Raw genomic sequence first — 21036 nt, forward strand, 5'->3', positions numbered from 1 at the left:
GATCGCAGATTACGATAATCCCAGATCGACAGTCCCCATAGAACCCACCGTTCGCACTTCATTCTTGCCAAAGATTAAGATCCAATGTAACAGAGCCCCGATTCCAGCGGAAATGATTGATTTCTCTCTGCTAATATGCATGAGAGTACTTGCTTAAGTCGTCTGTGCTAAGCATTTTGGAACAGAAATGCAATCTCTCGCATCTTTGCACAGATGATTGTCACGGTCCTGCGTTCGCTTGGCAGACCGAACTCAACTATTTTTGGAGTATTGATGTTAGAATATTTTTCGAAGCATAGAGCTTCGGTTAAAAACGATGTCTTAGCCGCGATCACTGTCGCATTAGCCTTGGTACCAGAAGCGGTTGCCTTTGCCTTTGTTGCAGGAGTTCCCCCGACGGTTGGTTTGTATTCTGCCTTCTTCATTGGCTTTGTCAGTGCAATTGTTGGTGGTCGTCCGGGGATGATTTCTGGTGCGACAGGCGCGATGGCAGTTGTCGTCGTTTCGTTGGTGGCGATGCATGGGATTGAATATTTGTTCCCAGCAGTCATTTTGTGCGGCCTGCTGCAAATTACAGTGGGACTATTGAGGATGGGAAAACTGATACGCCTCGTCCCACATTCGGTGATGTTAGGATTTGTGAATGGTCTTGCGATCGTTATTGGGCTGGCTCAATTAGGCAGTTTTAAAATACTTGGTAGTGAAGGCACGATGACTTTTTTACAGGGTGCCCCCCTACTCATCATGCTCGGGCTCGTCGGCCTCACCATGGCGATTATTGTTCTTCTGCCGAGATTCACGAAGGCGATTCCCAGTTCGCTGGCAGCAATCTTGCTGGTCTCATTGATCTCCGTCGGTATCAATCAATACGCCCCTCAAACTCTGGCTCCAACCGGTCAGGCTAATGTTGTCCAAACGGTTGACGATCTCGTCATGAATAACCTGAAGGCGAAAGCCGTCCAGGAAGCAGCCATTGAACAGACTCATACTGAAGGGACGCCACTCGCAGCCGATCATCATGCCACAATCGATACCTCAGTTTTAAGTTCCTCAGAAATCGAGGCAGCTATTGCCACTGTGCAACCGACCAAAGAACCATTACCAATGCTGTTCTTTCTGGATTCTCGTTATGTCATGGCTCCTTTCACCTGGCAAACTCTGGTGATCATCTTTCCATTTTCATTGATCCTTGCTGGTGTCGGACTGATTGAATCGCTGATGACATTAACTTTGATTGATGAAATTACTGAGACACGAGGAAATGGAAATCGGGAATGTATCGGACAGGGCACAGCGAATATCGTCTGTGGTTTGTTTGGTGGAATGGGTGGCTGTGCCATGATTGGGCAGTCGCTGATTAACGTGAATTCGGGTGGACGCGGACGGCTTTCTGGCATCGTGGCAGCTGTTGGCCTTCTGGTGCTGGTCGTGCTATTGAAACCAGTGATTTCAATGGTGCCGATGGCTGCTCTTGTTGGTGTGATGTTTATGGTCGTGATCGGCACCTTTGAATGGAGTACTCTACATACTTGGAATAAAGTTCCTCGCAGCGATGTCCTGGTGATGATTCTTGTCGCTGGATACACCGTATTGTTCCATAATCTGGCGATCGCGGTGCTCTTGGGGATTGTGGTTCAGGCTTTGACTTTTGCCTGGCATCATGCCACTCATATGATGGCCGATATTCATTTTGAAGATGAGAAAAAAATCTATCAGCTTCATGGCCCTCTGTTTTTTGCATCGGTCAGCAGTTTTCGCGACCTGTTCGATCCCGTCAACGATCCCCCTGTCGTCGCAGTCGATTTTTACTTCTCACGGGTCTACGATCAGTCGGCTATGGAGTCGATCACCAAATTAGCAGAACGATATCGGCAAGAAGGTAAGAACTTAAAACTGCAAAATCTTAATGGTGATTGTAAACGCCTCCTTGAACGAGCGGGCGAATTTGCAGAGGTTGATATTTCAGAGAGCCGACATTATCACATCACGAAAATGATTTGAGCTTCTCGAAATCAGAATAAAAACCCCGACGGTTGTATGACAGCCCTCGGGGTTTTTCATTTTCGGGCCTCTAGTCTTACCATCGTAATTAGTCGTCCCTGAATAACCCAGATTTTACGTTTCGATATCTGATTTGTTCATGTGTGTCGTAATGAGCTTGTCAAAAACTGCCTATTGTTGGGGATTTGTCTCGGAAGAATGAGTTGACATAACTGATTTATCAGCTTGTCGATGGCCAGGATGGGTAAAAATTGAGCGCAGGCCAACCCGGCCATGAGCTTGCGCAGGTTGTAGCCAATTGCACTCACCAGAGCATTGATGCGATCTCCTTCGCGACCCTTCAAATAGTTTCGCTCCATCCGGTGATCGCTCTTGAGATGGCCAATTGTTGGCTCAATCGCGCTGCGACGTTTGAGCATTTTCCGATACGCCCGCGTCGCTGTTTTTGGGATCCGTCCAGCTACGTGCACCTTCCCCGATCCCTCATAATCATGGCCACGATAGCCACGATCAACCATGATGTGTGCGGGCTCAACCTCGGTGATCTTCACCACCTGATCAATCGCCTGCTGTAGCGTGTGGCCATCGAAGGGATTCCCATGCAGGGCGAGTACCCCGACGATGAAGCTGTTGGCGTTCGTGGTCGCCAAACTCACTTTGCAGCCGAATTCATACTTCTTATGCGCCTTCCCTTTGGCGATGCACTCGACGTGCGGCTCGTGGACGCTGTAGACTTTCGGACTGTCGGTTCGCTGTTGTTTGAAGATTTGCCAGGCGATTGTCAGCAGTTGTTCAAGGGCTTCCCGGTGCGTCGAATTCGTGATGCTGGTCAACTTCCGCGACATATCTCGCAGAAGGCAGCCGAGGTGCGTACGGAGTTTGCGTTCGCATTTGCGGGCGCGCCGGTAGTGCTTCGCACGGGAGTAACGTCCCTGCATCACCAGTAGAGTTTTGTTGGTGAATTTGTACGATCGCCGCAATACCACTCCCGCATTTTGAGCCAATCGAACCAGCGATCGGGCGGCTTTAAAATACAAACGCGCGTCGGTGGGAAAGGCGATTGCTTTGGGCTGGACGGTCGTGTCGATATTGATTTTTTCGAGCTGGGGTTTGCGAAGTTGTCCTGTGCGACGGGCGACGTGAATCGTTTGCTGCAGAAGAATTTCGAGACGCTCGGCTCCGAGCCGCGAACGCCAGCGGGAGAGCGTGGTGGGATCGATTGGCGGCTTGTGCTGCATGACAGTGAAGCCGCAGAACCACTGCCAATAAGGGTTCTCAACCCAGCGTTCGATGAGTTGCTCATCACTCTGGTCGAAAGCGGACTTCAGATAAAACAATCCCATCACAACCCGCACATCCGTGGCCGGTCGACCATTGTCGTCACAGAAAACGGGTTCAATTTCCCGACGAATCGCATCCCAGTCGATTAAAGCGGCCAGTTTGACGAGCGGATGCTCCAGATCAATCACTTTTTTAAGCGAAACAGTGAACAAATCCGGTTCAGAACGGGAACTTTTCGGCAACATTTTTGACCAGCTTTTGAGAGGGAACGAAAGAAAGCTGGTCAAAAATACCAAACCGAATTGACTCTGCAACCCTAAAATAAAAGACTTTACAGGGTTATGCAGGGACGACTAATTAACATGGATTCAGGGAGTGGAGTTCGGCCAAGATGCTTCAACATATTAACCAACTGAGAGGTGGTGTATTGAGCGTGCGTGCAAACATGCAGCAGAATATCTCCTCGTTTAGTTCCTGATCGTTTCCCCTTTTGGGAACTTGTGCTGACCTTGTAAACGATTTCATCAAGATTGGCCTGAGTGAGACCGTCGAGATAAGTGATCCAGCGACGATCAACTTCTTTCCACTTCAGGCACAATTCTTCGATCGATCGTATTCTTTCCTCGGTTTCCTGATTGCCTGGCAATAATCCCGGTCGATCACCCGGCATCAGTGGAGTTTCAATCCCTTCCAACGCTTCCAGCCAGACATACTCCGCAGCCAGCATGTGCAACAACGTTTTCCAGACAGAGCCTTGACCAATCTCGAAGGGTTGTTGCAATTGCTCTTTGGTTAATTCTTCAGACGCCAGCAATAATTGCCGATTCACCCACATGCGATGTTCGTGCAGTCGATTAATCAAATCAATAGCCGTCATTTCTCTACTCCCGAGCAATTATCCAGAGTCATCGAATGTTTAGACATTGCATGTCATATTCGGTTCGGGATGATCTGCGTGTGTGAGAAATCGCAATTACTTCCTTCAGTTGAAATAATTAAACTCCAATCGTCATTCGATTATGTTTCGACGGCATACCCGGCTTCTTTCCAACCACGGAAACCTCCATCCATCGAGATGACATTTCGATAGCCCATTTTCTGAAGATTTTCCGCCGCTAATGCAGAGCGGTACCCCCCACCGCAGTAGAGGTAAACTTCAGCCTCTGGATCTGGTACTTTTTCTTCGATGTCTCTTTCAATAATTCCTTTACCAAGATGCTGAGATTGAGGGATATGCCCCTTTTCCCATTCGTGATCTTCACGGACATCGAATAACAGGATCTCCTGCCCCTGCTCCAGTTTTGCATGCACATCTGCCACAGTGCATTCGCGAATCTGCCCGCGAACAGAGTCGCACAATTCTACAAATCGTTCCCCATGCTTCGGTGCCATCGTATCCTCCTATATCAATGAATGATGTGTTCAAATTGTCTACACCATTTTACGAGTGCGAAATCAATCCGTCGACTCATTGATATATGATTTTGAATACTTGGAAGATGAATCTTTATTATTCTCCACCATTGAGAAGCTTTGCAGGTGGGACATTGGCGGCAATACGGGAAAAGGCTTCGAGCATCTGCTCTTCAACTTCCGCAATGGTCGTTCCTCCGGGGACATTAATCCATTCCCCTTTTCCGGCAAATGCCATTGCACGCATCAAATTGCGATCTGCACCAGCACCAACAGAAAGTGTGTGAATGGTATACCCCTTATCGATGGCGAGCTTCGCCTGATAAAATGCATACTGTTTGTGTCGATTCGACGTTGTATAATCCGCGGAGCCATCATCATCGAAGTCCGTCAGCTCATTCCAGTTCCAATCAGAGGGCAGGCTCCATCCCGACGGACTGCGATTGGCATTACCATCTGTCATCACCAGTAATGTCGGACGAGAACCGGGACGCGCCTGAGTATCGAGCAGATTCATCGCTTCTTCAATACCGTAGCCCAAACCTGTATAAACATTGTAATGACCGGCTTGCTTGCGACGTTGAATTTCATCCAGGCTCTCATAGTCATTTGTAATCCATTCTGTCCCGAGATCTCGTAAAACAACACCGTTTTCATTCTTGACCTGATATTCAACACGAGACGTCGAATCGTAAGTGGCGATGCCAGCGTGATCTCCGAAATCGAGATCCTCCAGAAATCCAAGAAACAGACTCATGCCGTTTTTCATGGCATGAAAAGGATAGTGAGGCGTTTTCCACAAATCAGCGGTCTGTGTCGTCCGAGGTTGCTGGCTGAGCAGATAGTCAACAAAGTTCAAGCCACCATATTTTTTTCGATATCCAGCGTCTTTTACTTGAGCACTCGTTCGGACATAGTTGATGTAACTGTCCCAACTCCCAGAGTCATATGGATAAGAGGTGTTGTCCAGACAGAATGCTTCTTTCACATTTTCATTGCTGTCTTCAAAAAATTGATACTCAGCACCACCGCTTCCTGGATTCTCGAAAGATTCTCCGTATCCGGGACCATCACCGCTGAAGTTTCTGCCTGATTTGATCCAGGCATTTACAATCGCTTTCCCTTCATTGGATCCTGTTCCCAGGAACGTTCCCGTATGGCCGGTTAAATTATCAAATTTCTGCTGGACTCCATCAGTGAATTCCAGAACAACATTCGAGAGATCCTTAGTCGATTCCACATAAATCGAATTCTCCATAAATGTCACTTCAATATGAGGGATCCTAGTACCTTGAGCGTCCTGTCCTGCGACCGTAACAGCCGTTGTTCCCGCGCGAATATAAGCCGCATGAATCGATTCGTTGTCGTGACTGCCTGAACCAGCATACGTACGATTCGTCCCCGATTGATTATCAAAAAACTGATAACCTCCATCCTCAAAAATCAAATAGACTTCATGAATTTCCTGATCAGAATCAACATCGATTTCATCGTCGCGAAATTTGACATAGATCTTTGCTTCCCCGGCTTGATCAGGGTCTTCACCTTCAACCGTTAACCATTCCGGAGTGAATTCGAGGCAGCCTATATCCAGCGGTTGTAGGGTATCGTAAATATCTCGTATATTCCCTTCGAGCGCGACTCGACCAAATCGGCTCAGTGAACTGAGTTGACTGTCGTAATTCATACTGCCGGAATAATCGAGTACAGAAACGATGTCGCGAGCTTCGACAAATGCAACTGCCGAGGCCGCGACGGCTGCTTTATCATTTCCGCCAATCGGGGCAAAAAAGAGATCGACCATACCGTCGGGGAGTGTGGTATCGGGATTTGTCCGTCGGGCCGTGACCTGGACGACATTATAAGAGGCGCTCCCACTGTAAGGAGCATCGCCCCATTCGACTTCGAATCGTTGTAAATCGTCATTGAAGACACGCCGACCGAATGCGACATCGACATCAGGATCGACATACACGCCATTGAGAGCTGCTACCTTTTCTGCCATGAGTTTTGCTGAATCGATGGCAATCGAATTGATATCACCTGCCGCTGTTCCTCCACCGACCGTTTCCCCATCTTCTCCAGCCGTTTCGATCACTGCGATAATTTCTTGAGCAGCAGCCAGGGCGGCTGCATCAACTGCTTTCTGCAGATTAATTTTTGTTAGAGACAACACACCAATGTCGACACTTAAGGCGACAAATCCTATGGCTCCAACCAGACATATCGCCGCAAGGACCATAAAGGCCCCGCGTCTCTGGTTGAATTCGTCCACGAGTTTGCGACGACTGTTTTTGATTCTGACTATGGGGTTCATCATGGCCATGGCCTCTAGTGTTTCATTGTTCTCATGAGTGCTCTCCTGGCGAATAATTCCTGAAGCTCGCGGCCCGAGTTTACTTTTTCAAAGACTTCGTTTTGTAAAATGCTCATGTATCAATTCATCAGCGAGATTCGTCCGGCTCGCATTACTATTCGAGCGTTAATATTTCGTCCGTTCATCAACCCATGCGGGAAAGTGCTGACTTGTTCAAATGGAATCGTCGCTTCTAATTTGAAGAGACGTCGCTCATTAGCAGGATTTGCCAGGTCAAATGTTTGGCCGACATCATTTCCATCAGCAGAGGTCAGTGTGATCGTAATGTCATCTCCGGGATAACCTCCAGCTTTCAGAAAATTACGGATATCGCGAATGACTTTCTCGTTTGGAGATTCCCCTTCGGGAACAATTTCCGACCAATCCATACTTGCCAACCGGCCAGCTTCCCTCAGTGCTGCAGAAAGTTGTGTCGTGGCTTCCAGGGCATTCCCCATTTCGACCATTCCGAGAATCAGAAACATGAACACCGGAGCGATAATTGCAAATTCGACGAGCGCTGCTCCTCGGCGATCATTGAGTTCAGGTTGAATTTGAGATTTTGAAATGATGCGATTCATTGTGGCAATATTCTTTGGAAATTGGCTTCAAATGAAAAATACTATTCATGCCTCATTACGGACTGACTGTGTAGTGTGAGATTGTCAGTCCAGAATGGCGGAAACAGGGCGACTTCTTCATAGGGGATAGACAGTCTAATAATATACAGATGACGTGTAGTCGCATTGGCCAGTTCAATGTCCGGCAGGTCTTCAAAGTCGAGGTCATCGGTTGGAGAATCCGAGGAGTCAAACACATCGGCATCTTTGACAATGATTGAAAGCGAACTCGTATCGATGGCCGCAGAGACCACTCGCAAAGCTTCCATTTTGACATCGGTCGTTGTCACGCCATTGGCGACTCCATACCGGGCGGCTTTCTTAGCTGCGCCTCTCAATGTCGTTTGCACCATATAGGCATGACCAAATTCCACCATCGCTGCCAGAAAGATTCCAAAGACCGGAACCACAACCGCAAATTCAACGGTAGCGGCTCCGCGACGTTTTTGATCGCAAGTGTTCTTGACTGCAGTCCGTGATTTTTTGTTGAAGAGTTTCATTTGAGGTTTGATCTACAAAAAGGTTCCGTCCGAATCCTGATTTCAGCAGAATGCAAGTTCGAGAATTTCCAGAATGAAAAATCTGAAGCATCATGAAAACGTACATTGTTTTTTTGAGAAATCACTCAACAAACTGCAACATTTTCAGAGATATTTCCAAATGGTGAAATTTGAAAATCCATGCGCAGTCCTTAGAGAACCTGATGAGATTACAAAGCAACATTAGAGAGTTGTGTTGCATATTTTCATCGCGATTAGGTTGCGAATTCACAACACGTTTTGTTGCTCTCGATTAGCATCGTTATTGCTGAACAATGAAATGAAGCAGAATGATCCAACCGAAATACGTAATGAATGCTGATGCAGAAACAGTGCCACTGAGAGTATAATTGCAGCCTGTGTGCAGGTGGGAAAGTAAAATAATTGGAACAGTAACCAAAGAAAAATATCCTCTGAATGGAAGTGCTTCTTATGGACTGAGCAAATATTCTTTCACGAAAGCGGTCGCACGATCTGTCACTTGAGGGCCGGCACCTGCGACACCATGATTTCCGCCGGGAATAATCAATAGTTCTGATTTCACACCGGCTTCCTGTAATTTTTGATCCATCTTTTTCGCATGTTCGATCGGTACGATGTCATCATGATCGCCGTGGACCTGCATGACTGGGGGATCATCATCTGAAACAAAACTGATTGGAGAAACATCATCTTTGGCATCCTGTTTCATTTCATCAGCGGAAGTTCGGGGCTCATATCCGAGTAGTTGACGATAAGCGGGATGTTTATGTTCTATCTCGCTGAGCAAGGACCAGTCGGTCGGTCCGGCAAAACTGATGGCACAATTGACGCGGGACGATTCCTGTTCGACAGGATCCTCTGATTTCGGTTCCGCTGCATCGTCATGCAAAGCAACCCATAACGTAAGATGCCCGCCGGCAGACCCACCTGTCACTCCAATCCGTTGTGGGTCCAGATTCCATTTTCCCGCATTGTGTCTGATGAACTGAATCGCCCGGACACAATCGTTGACCTGAGCAGGATGTGGATCGACATTAGTAAAGCGATATTCGACGGCAACAACAGAAAACAGACCTTTTTCAAAGCCTTGCCGGAGCCATCCGGGAATTTGATTTTTAGAGCCCCCTCTCCAACCGCCGCCGTGGATGTAAACCATTACCGGTGCAGGCTTCTCTGATTTTGTCTGATAAACATCCAGCACCTGGGACTTATCTTGGTCATCATAAGCGACATTTTTCTGGGCAGGAGCGAATGGCGGTTGAGCCATAATTGACGACGCATGCTCCATACTGGCTGCAACGAGAACAATTCCGATCATCAATCTGCAAAACCGCTTCATCTGCTGATTCCTTTGTCTGTTCAGAGCACACAATTCCTGCCACATGCATTCATGCTAACCAAAACTATAAGATAACAACATATAACGCAAAGTCGATCTTAACAGTCACGTCGATTTTCTCAATTTCGTTTCTTCGCAATCCCCTCTATACTCTTGCAAGACTCGATCACAAATTAATGGATGCATGACTGCACGAAACACAAAAGTTGGTCGAGTTTCAGCAAAGATGCGAAAGGCAACTCATGGCGAATGATTCACCGACTCAAGACGAACAACTTACAGCCGAACATAAGCGCTTACAGGAAAGCCGGGAACGGAAAGTCAACTGGAAACGTTGGGGGCCGTATTTAGCCGAACGACAATGGGGAACGGTCCGCGAAGATTATTCGGCTTATGGGCATGCCTGGTGGCATTTTCCTCACGATCATTCCCGCAATCGAGTTTATCGCTGGGGGGAAGATGGACTGCTCGGATTGACGGACCGGGAATGTCGACTCTGCTTTTCGTTCGCACTTTGGAATGGAAATGATTCCATTTTGAAAGAACGACTCTTCGGATTGACAGGGCCAGAGGGGAATCATGGTGAGGATGTCAAAGAGTATTATTACTACCAGGATTCCACGCCCACACATTCCTACATGAAGGCGATGTATCGCTATCCCCAGGCTGCGTATCCGTATATTGAACTGGTTACGGAAAATCGTAAGCGGTCGTTAGAGGAACGTGAATACGAACTGCTCGACACCGGCATTTTTGACGAGAATCGATTTTTCGATGTCGAAATTGAATACGCCAAGCAAACTGAAGACGACATTCTCATTCGTTTGACGATTACAAATCAAGGGCCGGAAGATCATGATATTTCTGTACTGCCTACGTTCTGGTTTCGCAACACCTGGATTTGGGGTTGTCGTCATGAAGGGTGTTCACTCAAACCCCGCATTCGAGAAATTGATGAGAACACCGTCGAAACAAACCACGAGTCTCTCGAACCATTCCGATGCTCTTTCGGACCCAATCCTCAGGGAAACCCTCGCCCACTCTTGTTTACAGAAAATGAAACCAACAATCCTGCATTATACGGGACTGAGTCTTACACACCTTACATGAAGGACGCTTTTCATCGTTATGTTGTCAATGGTGAAAAGGAAACGGTTAATCCGGCCAAAAAAGGGACAAAAGCGGCAGGATTGTATGAGCTTAACATTAAGTCTGGTGAAAGTGTTCAAATTGAAGTTCGCATGACGGACATTGAATCCGCAAGCCCTGAACCATTCAACCCTGAGTTTGACACAATAATGTCTCAAAGGAAGGCCGAGTCGAATGAGTTTTATCAGACAATCATTCCTCAAGCAGCGTCTCCAGATCAGACAGCCGTCATGCGTCAGGCTTATTCAGGCTTGCTTTGGTCAAAACAGTTTTATCACTACATTGTCGAAGACTGGATCAACGGAGACACTCTAGTCAACTCACCGCCAGAACCGAGAAATGAAGGCCGTAATCACAACTGGAAACACGTCTACGCGCGGGACATTATTTCCATGCCAGATACTTGGGAGTATCCGTGGTTTGCGGCTTGGGATCTGGCGTTTCACATGATTCCGATGGCCAGGCTCGATCCCGATTTTGCCAAGCGTCAATTGATGTTGCTGATGCGGGAATGGTACATGCACCCCAATGGGCAACTGCCAGCATACGAGTATGCATTTTACGACGTCAATCCACCCGTTCATGCCTGGGCCTGTTTACGAGTATTTCAAATGACAGGCTCCAAGGATTTTCGATTTTTGTCGAAAGCCTTTCAACGTCTCTTATTGAATTTCACCTGGTGGGTGAATCAGATCGACAAAAACGGAGACAATGTATTCGCAGGAGGATTCCTCGGGCTTGATAACATTGGAGTATTCGACCGTACCAAAGGGCTGCCCAAAGGCGCCTTTCTGGAACAGGCCGATGGAACTTCCTGGATGGCATTCTATTGCGGCACAATGTTGATGATCGCCCTCGAACTGGCCAGGAACGACGATTCGTATGCTGAAATGGCCTCCAAGTTTCTCGATCACTTTGTCCGAATCACCGATGCAATGAATTCACTCGATGGTTCCGGTTTATGGGACGAAGAGGATCATTTCTATTACGATCACTTGCGTATCGACGGTCAGAATATGCCCCTCAAAGTTCGCTCACTGGTCGGTCTACTCCCGTTGATCGCAGTGGTCATTCTGGATGAAGCACAGATTGACAAACTTCCCAGTTTCCGTCGCAAACTCGACTGGTTTTTGAAGTATCGTCACGATCTGGTGAAGCATATCACGTTTGCAAAAAGCGATGATAACAGCAGCCGAATGTTACTCTCCATTCCTTCGGAAGAACGACTCATACACGTCATTTCAATCCTGCTGGACGAAACTGAGTTTTTATCGGAATACGGCATCCGTTCATTATCCAAGCGTCATAAGGAAGAGCCCTTTGAACTGGAAATTCAGGGAGTTAAACACTGTGTCGCTTACATTCCAGGAGAATCCGATAGCTGGATGTTTGGTGGGAATTCAAACTGGCGAGGGCCAATCTGGTTTCCAATCAATTACATTTTGATCGAGTCTTTAAGACATTATTATCGTTTCTACGACGATGATTTAATGGTTGAATGCCCGACCGGTTCTGGGAAAATGATGAATCTCGATCAGGTTGCCGATGAATTAATGCATCGACTTTCCAAATTATTCCTGATGGATGACAAAGAAAAACATCGCCCAAGTATGATCAGCCATGCCAATGGAATTGATCCTGAATTGTGGCAGCAGAATCTCTTATTCTACGAATATTTCCATGGAGATACAGGGGAAGGATTGGGAGCAAGTCATCAGACGGGGTGGACCTCGCTTATCGCGACCTGTATGGAAATGCTCAATCGGAAATCACCTTCAACCGATTGATTTCCATAAATTGTATATTCTGAATAAATATTCGTTTCAGCGCGAACCAATGTGCACCAGTTAGTCTCTTATCCTCCAGTAATTAAGGAGGAAAGAGAGATGGCAAATAAGAATTTATTCAACACGTTAATCGGGAATTCTGGCCCAAAAGCGAACACTCGCAATGAAGCAGGTGGGTTGGCTTATCAGATGTCACCGAAGCAGTCGCTTGCCCAGTATGCTGCGACGGGTTGTTTCAACGGGACATTCTACTCCAGTGGAGCCGACCAGGTCGATGCCGTGCTCGAACTGTGCGAACAGATCGAACCAGAATTTATCGCTCGAACTGCATTGTACGCCCGCAATGAAGGTCATATGAAGGATATGCCAGCATTGTTATGTGCAGTGTTATCGGTTAAGGCACCGGGGTTGTTGATCAAGATCTTCAATCTGGTCATCGATTCGCCCAGGATGCTGCGTAACTTTGTGCAGATTATGCGTTCGGGAATTGTCGGACGTAAGAGCCTGGGGACGTTACCAAAGCAGTTGATTCGCAACTGGCTGGAAGCTCGAACGGCTGAGCAGTTGTTTGTCGGATCTATAGGAAACGATCCCTCACTCGCCGATGTGATCAAGATGGTTCACCCAAAGCCAGCAACGCCAGAGCGCTCGGCTTTGTATGCCTACTTGATTGGTCGTGAGAGTAATTGGTCAGATCTACCCGAGTTGATTGGGCAGTATGAAAAGTTCAAGCGAAACACAAATCCGGGTAAGGTTGCCGTGCCTGATGTTCCCTTCCAGATGTTGACGGCTTTGCCATTAACGAAGAAGGACTGGGGACAGATCGCCCGGAACGCTTCCTGGCAAATGACTCGTATGAACTTGAATACGTTTTTGCGTCATGGTGTTTTTGAGAGTGCGGAATTGACAGGAATTGTGGCAAATCGATTGCGAAATCCGCGAAAGATTGCTGCCGTTCGCGTGTTTCCGTATCAGTTAATGGCGGCTTACATGAATTCTGCGAGCGAAGTGCCGCAGATCATTCTTAACGCATTGCAGGATGCGATGGAAATCGCCATTAAGAATGTGCCTCGTGTGACTGGAAAAGTGTATGTCTTCCCGGACGTTTCGGGGTCGATGCATTCTCCAGTGACAGGACATCGTGCCGGATCGACTTCCAAGGTTCGTTGCCTGGATGTTGCAGCTCTAGTCGCTGCAGCGATTCTGCGAAAGAACCCGGAAGCCGAAGTGATTCCATTCGAATCGAAGGCGATCACCTGTCTGTTGAATCCACGCGATAGCGTGATGACGAATGCCAGAATTCTGGCTTCATTGCCAGCTGGTGGAACCAACTGCAGTGCTCCTCTGGAGTACTTGAATCGCCAGAAGGCGAAGGGAGATTTGTTGATTTACGTTTCGGATAACGAATCGTGGCTCGACTCGCCTCACTACGGATGGTGCGGAGGCGGAGCAACCGCGACGATGCAGGAATGGGCTACGTTCAAGCGACGAAATCGTCAGGCCAAAATGGTCTGTATCGATATTCAGCCGTATGCACATACGCAGGCGGTCGAACGAGCTGATATTGTTAACGTCGGTGGTTTCAGTGACCAGGTCTTCAAGTTGATTGCTAATGTCTCAAAAGGACAGGCCAGCGAGAATCACTGGGTGAATGAAATCGAACGGATGCGTTTGTAACTAAGGAACCGTAACCCCCGGTGCAAGCCGGGGTGTTACATACTCTGCATAATTTTGCTGAAACATTGAAGCCGGGAGTCGAATGCTTTTGGGACTACATTTGTCCAATGTATCGATGTCTCAAAGACCCCTTGTCGACTTCTTTTCTATGTTTCCAGTGTAGGTCAGGCACTGCCTGACCTACACCATTATGAATATTGAACCCGTCAGGGAATGCCGTTGGGAGTACATGGTCTTAACCGGTTCAACTCCGGTCCGCTTTGCGGAAACTCTCAGCAACACTTGTCCCTGGCTTTTTTTGATGGAGACACCCACCGTCACGAATGCGGATGGAACTACAAGACTTTAGATCTCGAGGTCGTGAGTTCGAATCTCACCGGCTCCCATCATTTTGCATTTGCAGAACAATTTTGATGGAGCCGTAGCTCAGTCTGGTAGAGCGCGTTAACGTTTCGTCAATTCTTGTTGTGGCGGTGGGCTTTTTATTTTAAGAGAAGGCAGTTTATCGACGCCCTTCTCTTTCCACCCACTTGTAAGCTTTTTTTGCATTCAGAGAACAGAATTTCTTTGTCGCTTCCTTCCCCTTCTCGGTGGCATACTCCATCACAATTCTTTGGAGAGTTTCATAATCGGCGGCTCTCTCTGAGACAGGCCAGTTACTCCCGTAGATGACGTGATCATTTCCAAAAGCATTCCAGACGACATCAATATAAGGTCGATAAAATTCCAGCGACTCGGAAGGCTTATTTCCATCCCGAGCCGCTCCTTCGACCAGTGCCGATACTTTGCAATACACATTTGGATGCTTCGCGGCGGATTGAATTCCAGATTGCCAATCTGAAGGGGGAGCCTCTGTAGTGATTTTGACATTCCCAATATGATTCAAGACAATCCGCAGGTTTGGGACTTTTTCAGCCAGATCAGCAATCACCTGTGGTGTTTCCGGGCCACCATTCACATCGAGAGACAAGTCGAGATCAACCAGTAACTGAAAATCTTTCAGAGTCCCCTGCTCCAGCATCGCTTTCACCTGCTGGACAGAAACCCGGATACCACGGAAGAGGGGATTCTTTGCCAGTTCACTTACATGCTGCGCAAATTCAGGAGTCCCCGGATCCAAACGTCCAACAATACCCACGATAAAAGGATCGTCCTTGGCCAGATTGAGCAGCCAGGTGTTATCTTCCAGTCGATTGACCGCTTCAACAATGACGGTGCCCGTGACTGGTTGATATTTCTTCAACTCTCTGAGGTGTTGAGGTAGCACCGTTCGATAAAGCGATGAATTCTCTGGCGGCCAGGGGATTCCTTCAGGTCGGGTTGGATCATAAAAATGCGTGTGGCAATCAATGATGTCGATTCCCGTCTGCTTATCATCTGCTCTCATGAAATCAGCTGAAATGAAAAGCATTCCCGAGAGGATACAGACAAACCAGTATCGGTGAGTTTCTTTCATCTTGTTCGATTTTTCTGAGAGTGAGCGGAAATGAGAGATGGTATACCGCTAGTGTACAGGTCATATTGACTGCAATTTAACCAGCTGTTGTGTGAACTGCAAATCATTAAACCAGAGCAATGTGTTCTGACTTGTGCACATTCGTCTTAGTAACAGGTTAAGCAGGTTACTCATCTTGCTCAAATTCAGATATCGCAGTGTGCAGATCTTTCACTTGTGGAATGAATCGATTGATTCCCTGATTTTGCATGTGAAGCTGAATCCATTCACATGCTCCTGAGATCACGACTCTGCCTTCCAGATCGACAAAAACAAGTCCTATCGCAATCAAATCTTCCAAATCCGTCACTGAGGCTTGCGGAGCATCGGTGAGGTCGAAAATAATTCGATACGGAGGTAATAGGCTTTCGACTGTTCTGAAAAAGTAAGGCAGTATGGGGGCACACTCCTCATCAGTTGCATCTTGAGATGAGATTTTGAACACATGTATCTTCACCAAGCCAGGTGTCATATGTTCAATATAATTACAGACACTCAAGGTTGATTGGTTTGATTTTTTATCAGCATTAAATAAATTGACTCTCATTATCATATCAGTTTGGCCGTACAATAATTGGACTAATGTTTATGAGTTTGCGCTGCCGATAAGTGGTGGATTCAATTTTGAAATGCACGGGTTTTGGGTTCGAACAGTTCGTGTGGTGATTTGAATTGGTACTTTTTGCGAGGCCGGTTGTTCAACTCCATCACAGCCGCTTGAATATCCTCGGCTTTCAGTTTACGGAAATCGCTCCCCTTCAGGAAGTATTGCCGCAGAAGCCCGTTGGTGTTCTCATTCTGGCCGCGTTGCCACGGCTGGCGAGCCGGAGCAAAATAGATCGCACAATGCAGGGCTTGCTCCAACTCTCGATGACCCGAAAACTCACTCCCGTTGTCCGTCGTCAAAGTTCGAATCAATGACGATGGCAACCCCTCAAACGCAAACACCGAAGCCGCGTTCAACGTCGATGCTTTCTTGTCCGGCAGATAGCTCGCCACAAGATAGCCGGTCTTGCGTTCGACATGCGTGACAATGTAGCCGGTCCCCTTTTGACCCTCGATGGTATCCGATTCCCAGTGCCCGATCCGCGAACGATTGCGTGCAGAAACCGGTCGCTGATCCATTGGCTTTTTGGTCGGGTCGCATCGTCTGGAGATCCCTGTGCCGTAGCGTTTGCGGCGTTTCTTTCTCGATTGACGCAGCTGCCTGTAGATGTTGCCGCCCTGCTTTTTGTTTGCTTTGATCCAGGCGTAAATCGTCTCAATGGATATTCGCATTCTGGCCTCCCGAGGATGCAGTCGCAAGAGTTGACCTGCAATCTGTTCCGGCGACCACTTGAGAGACAACTTATCGAGCAGGAATTCTTTGAGCGGAGCGTGGTTGAGTTTCCAGGGGAGTTTGCAGAGTTGTCGACGCCGTCGCGCTTTGCGGTCGGCTTTCCCGGCGAAATACTTCCCGGTCGCATCCGAATTCCGCCGCAGTTCTCGGGAGATCGTGCTGGGGTCTCGGGATAACTCGCGCGCAATTTCTATTCGAGAGTGTCCCAGGGCGTGCATGTGCGCTATGGAATCACGTTCCTCAGCAGTAAGATGCGTGTGTGACATTCGTGATTTCTTCTTAGTAGGATTGATGGTCGTTTGGTCAAAACAAACCATCTCACGAATGTCACTCTTTTTCCATCAACCCGTGCATTTCAAAATTGAATCCACCAGTGCCCATACGAGCACCATCAAGGTATGCATGTGTGTATAGTAACCCTTTAGCTCTCTCTCGATAGCGGACGCATTGACATATAAGATGAATTGAATCTGAAATAAATTCACTTCAGAACATGACGGCTTGAAACTTTCAGTGCCGTTAGATGGGTATCAAGTATATTCTTCAAAGTATTAGGCGAACGAATTCTAATTCTGTGACGTCATAAATCAGAAATTGAATAAATATTGCAAAATCACATGATGATTCGCTGCAGACTTGGAGTTATTTACAGATAGCGCTCAAATTTATTCAGGTGGATCCTTCTTCCATTGAATACTTTCCATTCCCTCCCATCTTGGTCATGTTTCATTTATGTCATTTTCCTCCCGGGATGAAAATTGTACCTGGTCTGAATTGCTGGAATTTGCTCGAGCAGGTAATGATGCTGCATTCATGCAGTTGTGTGAACGATTCCGAGAATATCTGACTACAATTGCTCAATCCGAATTAAGGCAGGAATTGCAGTCCAAAGTGGGGACCTCGGATTTGATCCAGGAATCGATGCTCGAAGCCTGGTCAGAAATGCACTGTTTTCGCGGATCGAGCGAAGGAGAGTTTCGCCTGTGGATTGCTCGCCTTTTTCGCCACAATCTGATTGATCAAGCCAGGAAATATCGCAAAACCCAATCGCGGAATCTCTCGCTGGAAATCAGGATTGACCAGCACCATCACCAAAACATTCTGGAAAGCAATGAACTGAGTGGTAGCAGGATCATGCTTCTTCGGGAGAATGACGAGATGCTGCTACGAGCCGTCAATCAACTTCCTGAAAAACAGAAATCGGTGATTCTGTTGAAACATGAAAATGGATTAAGCTATGAGGAAATTGCGGAGCAGATGAACGTAAAAGCGACTGCGATACGTAAGATCTGGTCGCGAGCCATTCAAACCCTGCGCAGTGAGATTGTAGGAGATTAGTCGGTGTCAGACCAACCTCCCCTTCCCGAAGATCGTGACTCCTCACTCGACTCAGGAAAAATCCCTTCCGTCGAAGAAATTGCCACACGTCTTGACAGGCTGATGGCAAATCCCCATGTCAATAATTCCAAAGACTTCCATCTTACGGACAAAGATTTTCAACAGCGGTATCAGATTCTGAATGAAGTCGGTCGTGGAGCATTTGGGGTTGTCTATCGAGCGCTTGATACTCAGTTAAATCGATATGTGGCTTTGAAAATACCTCGCCCGGAAGTCATTGTCGATCAGGAAAAACTTCGTCGCTTTGAAACTGAAGCGGGCACTGCTGCTAAACTCGATCACCCTTGTATTGTCCCTGTTTACGAAGCAAATTTAAGGGCGTCTCCTCCGTTTATTGCCTCTGCATTTTGCAAGGGGCCCGATTTGGGGCATTGGCTGGAACAGCGCCAGAAACCAGTTGATAGTACTGAAGCGGCCGAGTTTATCTCACAAATCGCAGAAGCAGTGCAGTATATTCATGACCAGGGTGTTCTGCACCGCGATCTGAAACCTGGCAATATTATGCTCGAACCAAAGCAAGAAAACTCTCAAATCGAGTCACTTTCGCAGTGTGTGCCTCGTTTGACTGATTTCGGGTTGAGTAGACTCATTGAACAAAGCTTGCATTTCACGCGATCAAGTCTGATGATCGGCACTCCTCAATACATGGCTCCTGAACTGTTAGCGGTCAAATCCGAACCCTACACCAAGGCCAGTGAAGTCTATTCATTGGGAGTTTTACTCTATGAATTACTCACACTGTGTCCTCCCAGTGAAGGCGGGAATTATCTCGAGGTAATCGATCGAGTGCGTACTCAGGAACCTGTCCGTCCCAGTACCTTCAATAAATCTATCCCATCTGATTTAGAACTCATCTGCCTGAAGAGTCTCTCGCGGCACCCCGAAGATCGCTATGACTCTGCAGTGGAACTTCACCAGGATTTGCAGCGATTTCTTGCAGATAAGCCGATCCACGCCAGAGCAACCTCTCAACTGGTTCATATGAGTCGGTGGAGTCGTAAAGCAGATCGTATTCGGCAGGCTGGCCTGTATGCGTTTTGTTTCCAAGGTTTGATCATTATCTGGCTATATACGCTGCTAATAATGGGCTTGTACCTTGACGAGTTTAATCGTGCAGAAACTCTTAACGCAAATGCAAATGACATAGTCATGGTCACACTCGGCTTTCACGCCCCGTTGACGGTTGGAGGATGGTTAACGATGCAAAAAAAACGCTGGTCTTTCTGGCCAACACTAGCAGGGTCTTATGGTCTTTTGGGGGTGATCATTTATTCCGTCGTATACCCTTCAGTTGCATTTGAATATAACTACAGCAGTTTTTCGGCAAAAATGGGTGTGTTCATGGGACTCATCATGGGCTGTGGCATTCAGTCAATTTTGTACACACTGGCAATCCCTGCCTGGAAAAAGCTTTGCCAGAATGATTAATAGCACATTCGGAAAACGGTTGGACTGACAGGGATTTTCTCCTCCGTTTACAATTGATAGTTACTCTTGTGAATGCGAAAGCCATTTGAAAATGGTCTAAATTTGCCCATCATAACTCCAGTTAACATGTCGACTTGATTGCATCCACCAGTTTTGAAAATACAAACTGCTTATCCAAATCTTGGAGAAGACACAGATATTCCAGTGATTTGCCACCACAGGAAGAGTCGATCCCCATCTCTTTGAAGATCGGAATCGTTTCCGGATGATCGATAATCCAATCTGGAATCGAGGATTCCAGAGAACAATCCGTCATTTCCTACCTCAAAACTATTGTGCCTGACTCTTCGAGACATGCTCTTCAATAAAGCGAACGACACGTTCGGGATCTGGATGCGTGAAGTGATGACCATTCGACTTTTCGGTACCTGCCATCACCGTGATCACATCCAATGGGTAGTTTAACTCTGCAAGTCGACTTCGTAACAGGTATGTATTTTCAATCGGCGGAACAACACGATCATTTTCTGAGACAATATGCAGCAGTGGGATTTTTGCATGAGCGATTAACTCTGCATGGTCGACAGGATTTTGCTTGTGTTCAATCGCCTGTTCTTCAGTAAATCCATAAGCTTGCAGGCACAGTTGCCAGGATTGGGGAGAACCGATTCCTTCTCCCTTGCCAGCTGGCCAACTTTTGAAATCGCAAACAGGTGTATCACAATAGATGCAGGCCACCTTTTCGGGATTTTGGGCTGCCCAATTATAAACAAACAGACCGCCCCTGCTGACACCTTCCAGGCATGCTTTTCTTGCCAAACGACGTTCCGTCGTCAAATATTTATAGAACTCATCTCCAATTTCAATCGCCTTCGGACTTCCAAACATATTCGAGACATCGACATAGGCAACGTGAAACCCTTTGGAGAGCAGGATCACATCCATCTCAGCGTGAAAACCAGGAAATCGTGCCCGCCAGACCCATGGATTCCCCTCTGCCACTTTCTTGGGTGTCACCACATAAGCAGGCCTTGCCGCAATCGTGAAATGATACTGCGCATATCCATTCCATTCAGTCTTTCGTTCGAACCAGTCCGATTCTGTTTGCTGAACCTGAACTGGAGCAGTTTCTTCTGCTGATGCTGAGTATGCGAAATAATCGGTATGAAGTGCGGCTGTGAGAATTAAGAGCGTCAGCACTAACAGGTAGTCTTTTGATTGCATTCTTTTTA

16 protein-coding genes and 1 pseudogene are annotated in these 21036 nt (G+C 47.2%); 5 read left to right on the forward strand and 12 right to left on the reverse strand.

Annotation, left to right across the window (positions count from 1 at the left end):
• The first annotated feature begins 273 nt into the window (after positions 1-273).
• Positions 274-2001, forward strand: a complete 1728-nt coding sequence (locus tag Pan54_RS10295) for a SulP family inorganic anion transporter (RefSeq protein ID WP_146503405.1) — start codon at positions 274-276, stop codon at positions 1999-2001.
• Between the two features lie 224 nt (positions 2002-2225).
• Here Pan54_RS10295 and Pan54_RS10300 read toward each other — a convergent pair.
• From Pan54_RS10300 to Pan54_RS10330, 7 genes and pseudogenes are all read right to left on the reverse strand, one after another.
• Positions 2226-3527 (reverse strand): annotated as a pseudogene (locus tag Pan54_RS10300) (IS5 family transposase); the annotation flags it as partial.
• Between the two features lie 86 nt (positions 3528-3613).
• Positions 3614-4159: a DinB family protein gene (locus tag Pan54_RS10305; RefSeq protein ID WP_146503406.1), complete on the reverse strand. Its 546-nt coding sequence runs from the start codon at positions 4157-4159 to the stop codon at positions 3614-3616.
• Positions 4160-4299: 140 nt separating this feature from the next.
• On the reverse strand, positions 4300-4674 hold the full coding sequence (locus Pan54_RS10310) for a rhodanese-like domain-containing protein (RefSeq protein ID WP_146503407.1): 375 nt from the start codon (positions 4672-4674) through the stop codon (positions 4300-4302).
• A 118-nt stretch (positions 4675-4792) separates the two neighbouring features.
• Positions 4793-7015: a pilus assembly protein TadG-related protein gene (locus Pan54_RS10315; protein ID WP_165441703.1), complete on the reverse strand. Its 2223-nt coding sequence runs from the start codon at positions 7013-7015 to the stop codon at positions 4793-4795.
• Between the two features lie 116 nt (positions 7016-7131).
• Positions 7132-7632 (reverse strand): TadE/TadG family type IV pilus assembly protein, encoded by a 501-nt coding sequence (locus Pan54_RS10320; protein WP_146503409.1) that lies wholly within the window; start codon positions 7630-7632, stop codon positions 7132-7134.
• A 41-nt stretch (positions 7633-7673) separates the two neighbouring features.
• Positions 7674-8171 (reverse strand): TadE/TadG family type IV pilus assembly protein, encoded by a 498-nt coding sequence (locus Pan54_RS10325; protein WP_146503410.1) that lies wholly within the window; start codon positions 8169-8171, stop codon positions 7674-7676.
• Between the two features lie 469 nt (positions 8172-8640).
• A complete protein-coding gene (locus tag Pan54_RS10330) occupies positions 8641-9531 on the reverse strand; it encodes an alpha/beta hydrolase (protein WP_165441704.1) in 891 nt (296 codons plus the stop codon).
• Between the two features lie 242 nt (positions 9532-9773).
• Here Pan54_RS10330 and Pan54_RS10335 point away from each other — a divergent pair, with 242 nt between their 5' ends.
• Entirely contained in the window at positions 9774-12467 is a 2694-nt protein-coding gene (locus Pan54_RS10335) for an MGH1-like glycoside hydrolase domain-containing protein (RefSeq protein WP_146503412.1), read from the forward strand.
• Positions 12468-12566: 99 nt separating this feature from the next.
• Entirely contained in the window at positions 12567-14144 is a 1578-nt protein-coding gene (locus Pan54_RS10340; RefSeq protein WP_146503413.1) for an RNA-binding protein, read from the forward strand.
• Positions 14145-14646: 502 nt separating this feature from the next.
• Here the strand turns inward: Pan54_RS10340 and Pan54_RS10345 are convergent.
• The 3 genes from Pan54_RS10345 to Pan54_RS10355 form a co-directional block, all read right to left on the reverse strand.
• Positions 14647-15600: an amidohydrolase family protein gene (locus Pan54_RS10345; protein WP_146503414.1), complete on the reverse strand. Its 954-nt coding sequence runs from the start codon at positions 15598-15600 to the stop codon at positions 14647-14649.
• A 166-nt stretch (positions 15601-15766) separates the two neighbouring features.
• Positions 15767-16186, reverse strand: coding sequence for a hypothetical protein (locus tag Pan54_RS10350; protein WP_146503415.1), 420 nt, complete (start codon positions 16184-16186; stop codon positions 15767-15769).
• Between the two features lie 71 nt (positions 16187-16257).
• Positions 16258-17244 carry an IS30 family transposase gene (locus Pan54_RS10355; protein WP_165441826.1) on the reverse strand — a complete coding sequence of 329 codons (987 nt, stop codon included), beginning with the start codon at positions 17242-17244 and terminating at the stop codon, positions 16258-16260.
• Positions 17245-17710: 466 nt separating this feature from the next.
• On the opposite strand from Pan54_RS10355, the gene Pan54_RS10360 reads away from it, so the two are divergent.
• Both Pan54_RS10360 and Pan54_RS10365 read left to right on the forward strand, forming a co-directional pair.
• On the forward strand, positions 17711-18316 hold the full coding sequence (locus Pan54_RS10360) for an RNA polymerase sigma factor (protein WP_146503416.1): 606 nt from the start codon (positions 17711-17713) through the stop codon (positions 18314-18316).
• A 3-nt stretch (positions 18317-18319) separates the two neighbouring features.
• Positions 18320-19804, forward strand: coding sequence for a serine/threonine protein kinase (locus Pan54_RS10365; protein WP_146503417.1), 1485 nt, complete (start codon positions 18320-18322; stop codon positions 19802-19804).
• A 121-nt stretch (positions 19805-19925) separates the two neighbouring features.
• Here the strand turns inward: Pan54_RS10365 and Pan54_RS10370 are convergent, their stop codons facing one another.
• Together Pan54_RS10370 and Pan54_RS10375 are read right to left on the reverse strand one after the other, a co-directional pair.
• Positions 19926-20120, reverse strand: coding sequence for a hypothetical protein (locus Pan54_RS10370; protein WP_146503418.1), 195 nt, complete (start codon positions 20118-20120; stop codon positions 19926-19928).
• 14 nt (positions 20121-20134) lie between these two features.
• Positions 20135-21028, reverse strand: a complete 894-nt coding sequence (locus Pan54_RS10375; RefSeq protein ID WP_146503419.1) for an alpha/beta hydrolase family protein — start codon at positions 21026-21028, stop codon at positions 20135-20137.
• Positions 21029-21036: the final 8 nt, after the last annotated feature.

Source organism: Rubinisphaera italica (assembly GCF_007859715.1).
Lineage (GTDB): Bacteria > Planctomycetota > Planctomycetia > Planctomycetales > Planctomycetaceae > Rubinisphaera > Rubinisphaera italica.

Bases quoted from the DNA above. Each gene is read 5' to 3' on its own strand.
- Pan54_RS10335 (WP_146503412.1), top strand. From the start codon at position 9,774: ATGGCGAATGATTCACCGACTCAAGACGAACAACTTACAGCCGAACAT.
- Pan54_RS10355 (WP_165441826.1), bottom strand. From the start codon at position 17,244: ATGTCACACACGCATCTTACTGCTGAGGAACGTGATTCCATAGCGCAC.
- Pan54_RS10340 (WP_146503413.1), top strand. From the start codon at position 12,567: ATGGCAAATAAGAATTTATTCAACACGTTAATCGGGAATTCTGGCCCA.
- Pan54_RS10360 (WP_146503416.1), top strand. From the start codon at position 17,711: ATGTCATTTTCCTCCCGGGATGAAAATTGTACCTGGTCTGAATTGCTG.
- Pan54_RS10345 (WP_146503414.1), bottom strand. From the start codon at position 15,600: ATGAAAGAAACTCACCGATACTGGTTTGTCTGTATCCTCTCGGGAATG.
- Pan54_RS10315 (WP_165441703.1), bottom strand. From the start codon at position 7,015: ATGATGAACCCCATAGTCAGAATCAAAAACAGTCGTCGCAAACTCGTG.
- Pan54_RS10370 (WP_146503418.1), bottom strand. From the start codon at position 20,120: ATGACGGATTGTTCTCTGGAATCCTCGATTCCAGATTGGATTATCGAT.
- Pan54_RS10305 (WP_146503406.1), bottom strand. From the start codon at position 4,159: ATGACGGCTATTGATTTGATTAATCGACTGCACGAACATCGCATGTGG.
- Pan54_RS10350 (WP_146503415.1), bottom strand. From the start codon at position 16,186: ATGAGAGTCAATTTATTTAATGCTGATAAAAAATCAAACCAATCAACC.
- Pan54_RS10310 (WP_146503407.1), bottom strand. From the start codon at position 4,674: ATGGCACCGAAGCATGGGGAACGATTTGTAGAATTGTGCGACTCTGTT.
- Pan54_RS10330 (WP_165441704.1), bottom strand. From the start codon at position 9,531: ATGAAGCGGTTTTGCAGATTGATGATCGGAATTGTTCTCGTTGCAGCC.
- Pan54_RS10325 (WP_146503410.1), bottom strand. From the start codon at position 8,171: ATGAAACTCTTCAACAAAAAATCACGGACTGCAGTCAAGAACACTTGC.
- Pan54_RS10375 (WP_146503419.1), bottom strand. From the start codon at position 21,028: ATGCAATCAAAAGACTACCTGTTAGTGCTGACGCTCTTAATTCTCACA.
- Pan54_RS10320 (WP_146503409.1), bottom strand. From the start codon at position 7,632: ATGAATCGCATCATTTCAAAATCTCAAATTCAACCTGAACTCAATGAT.
- Pan54_RS10295 (WP_146503405.1), top strand. From the start codon at position 274: ATGTTAGAATATTTTTCGAAGCATAGAGCTTCGGTTAAAAACGATGTC.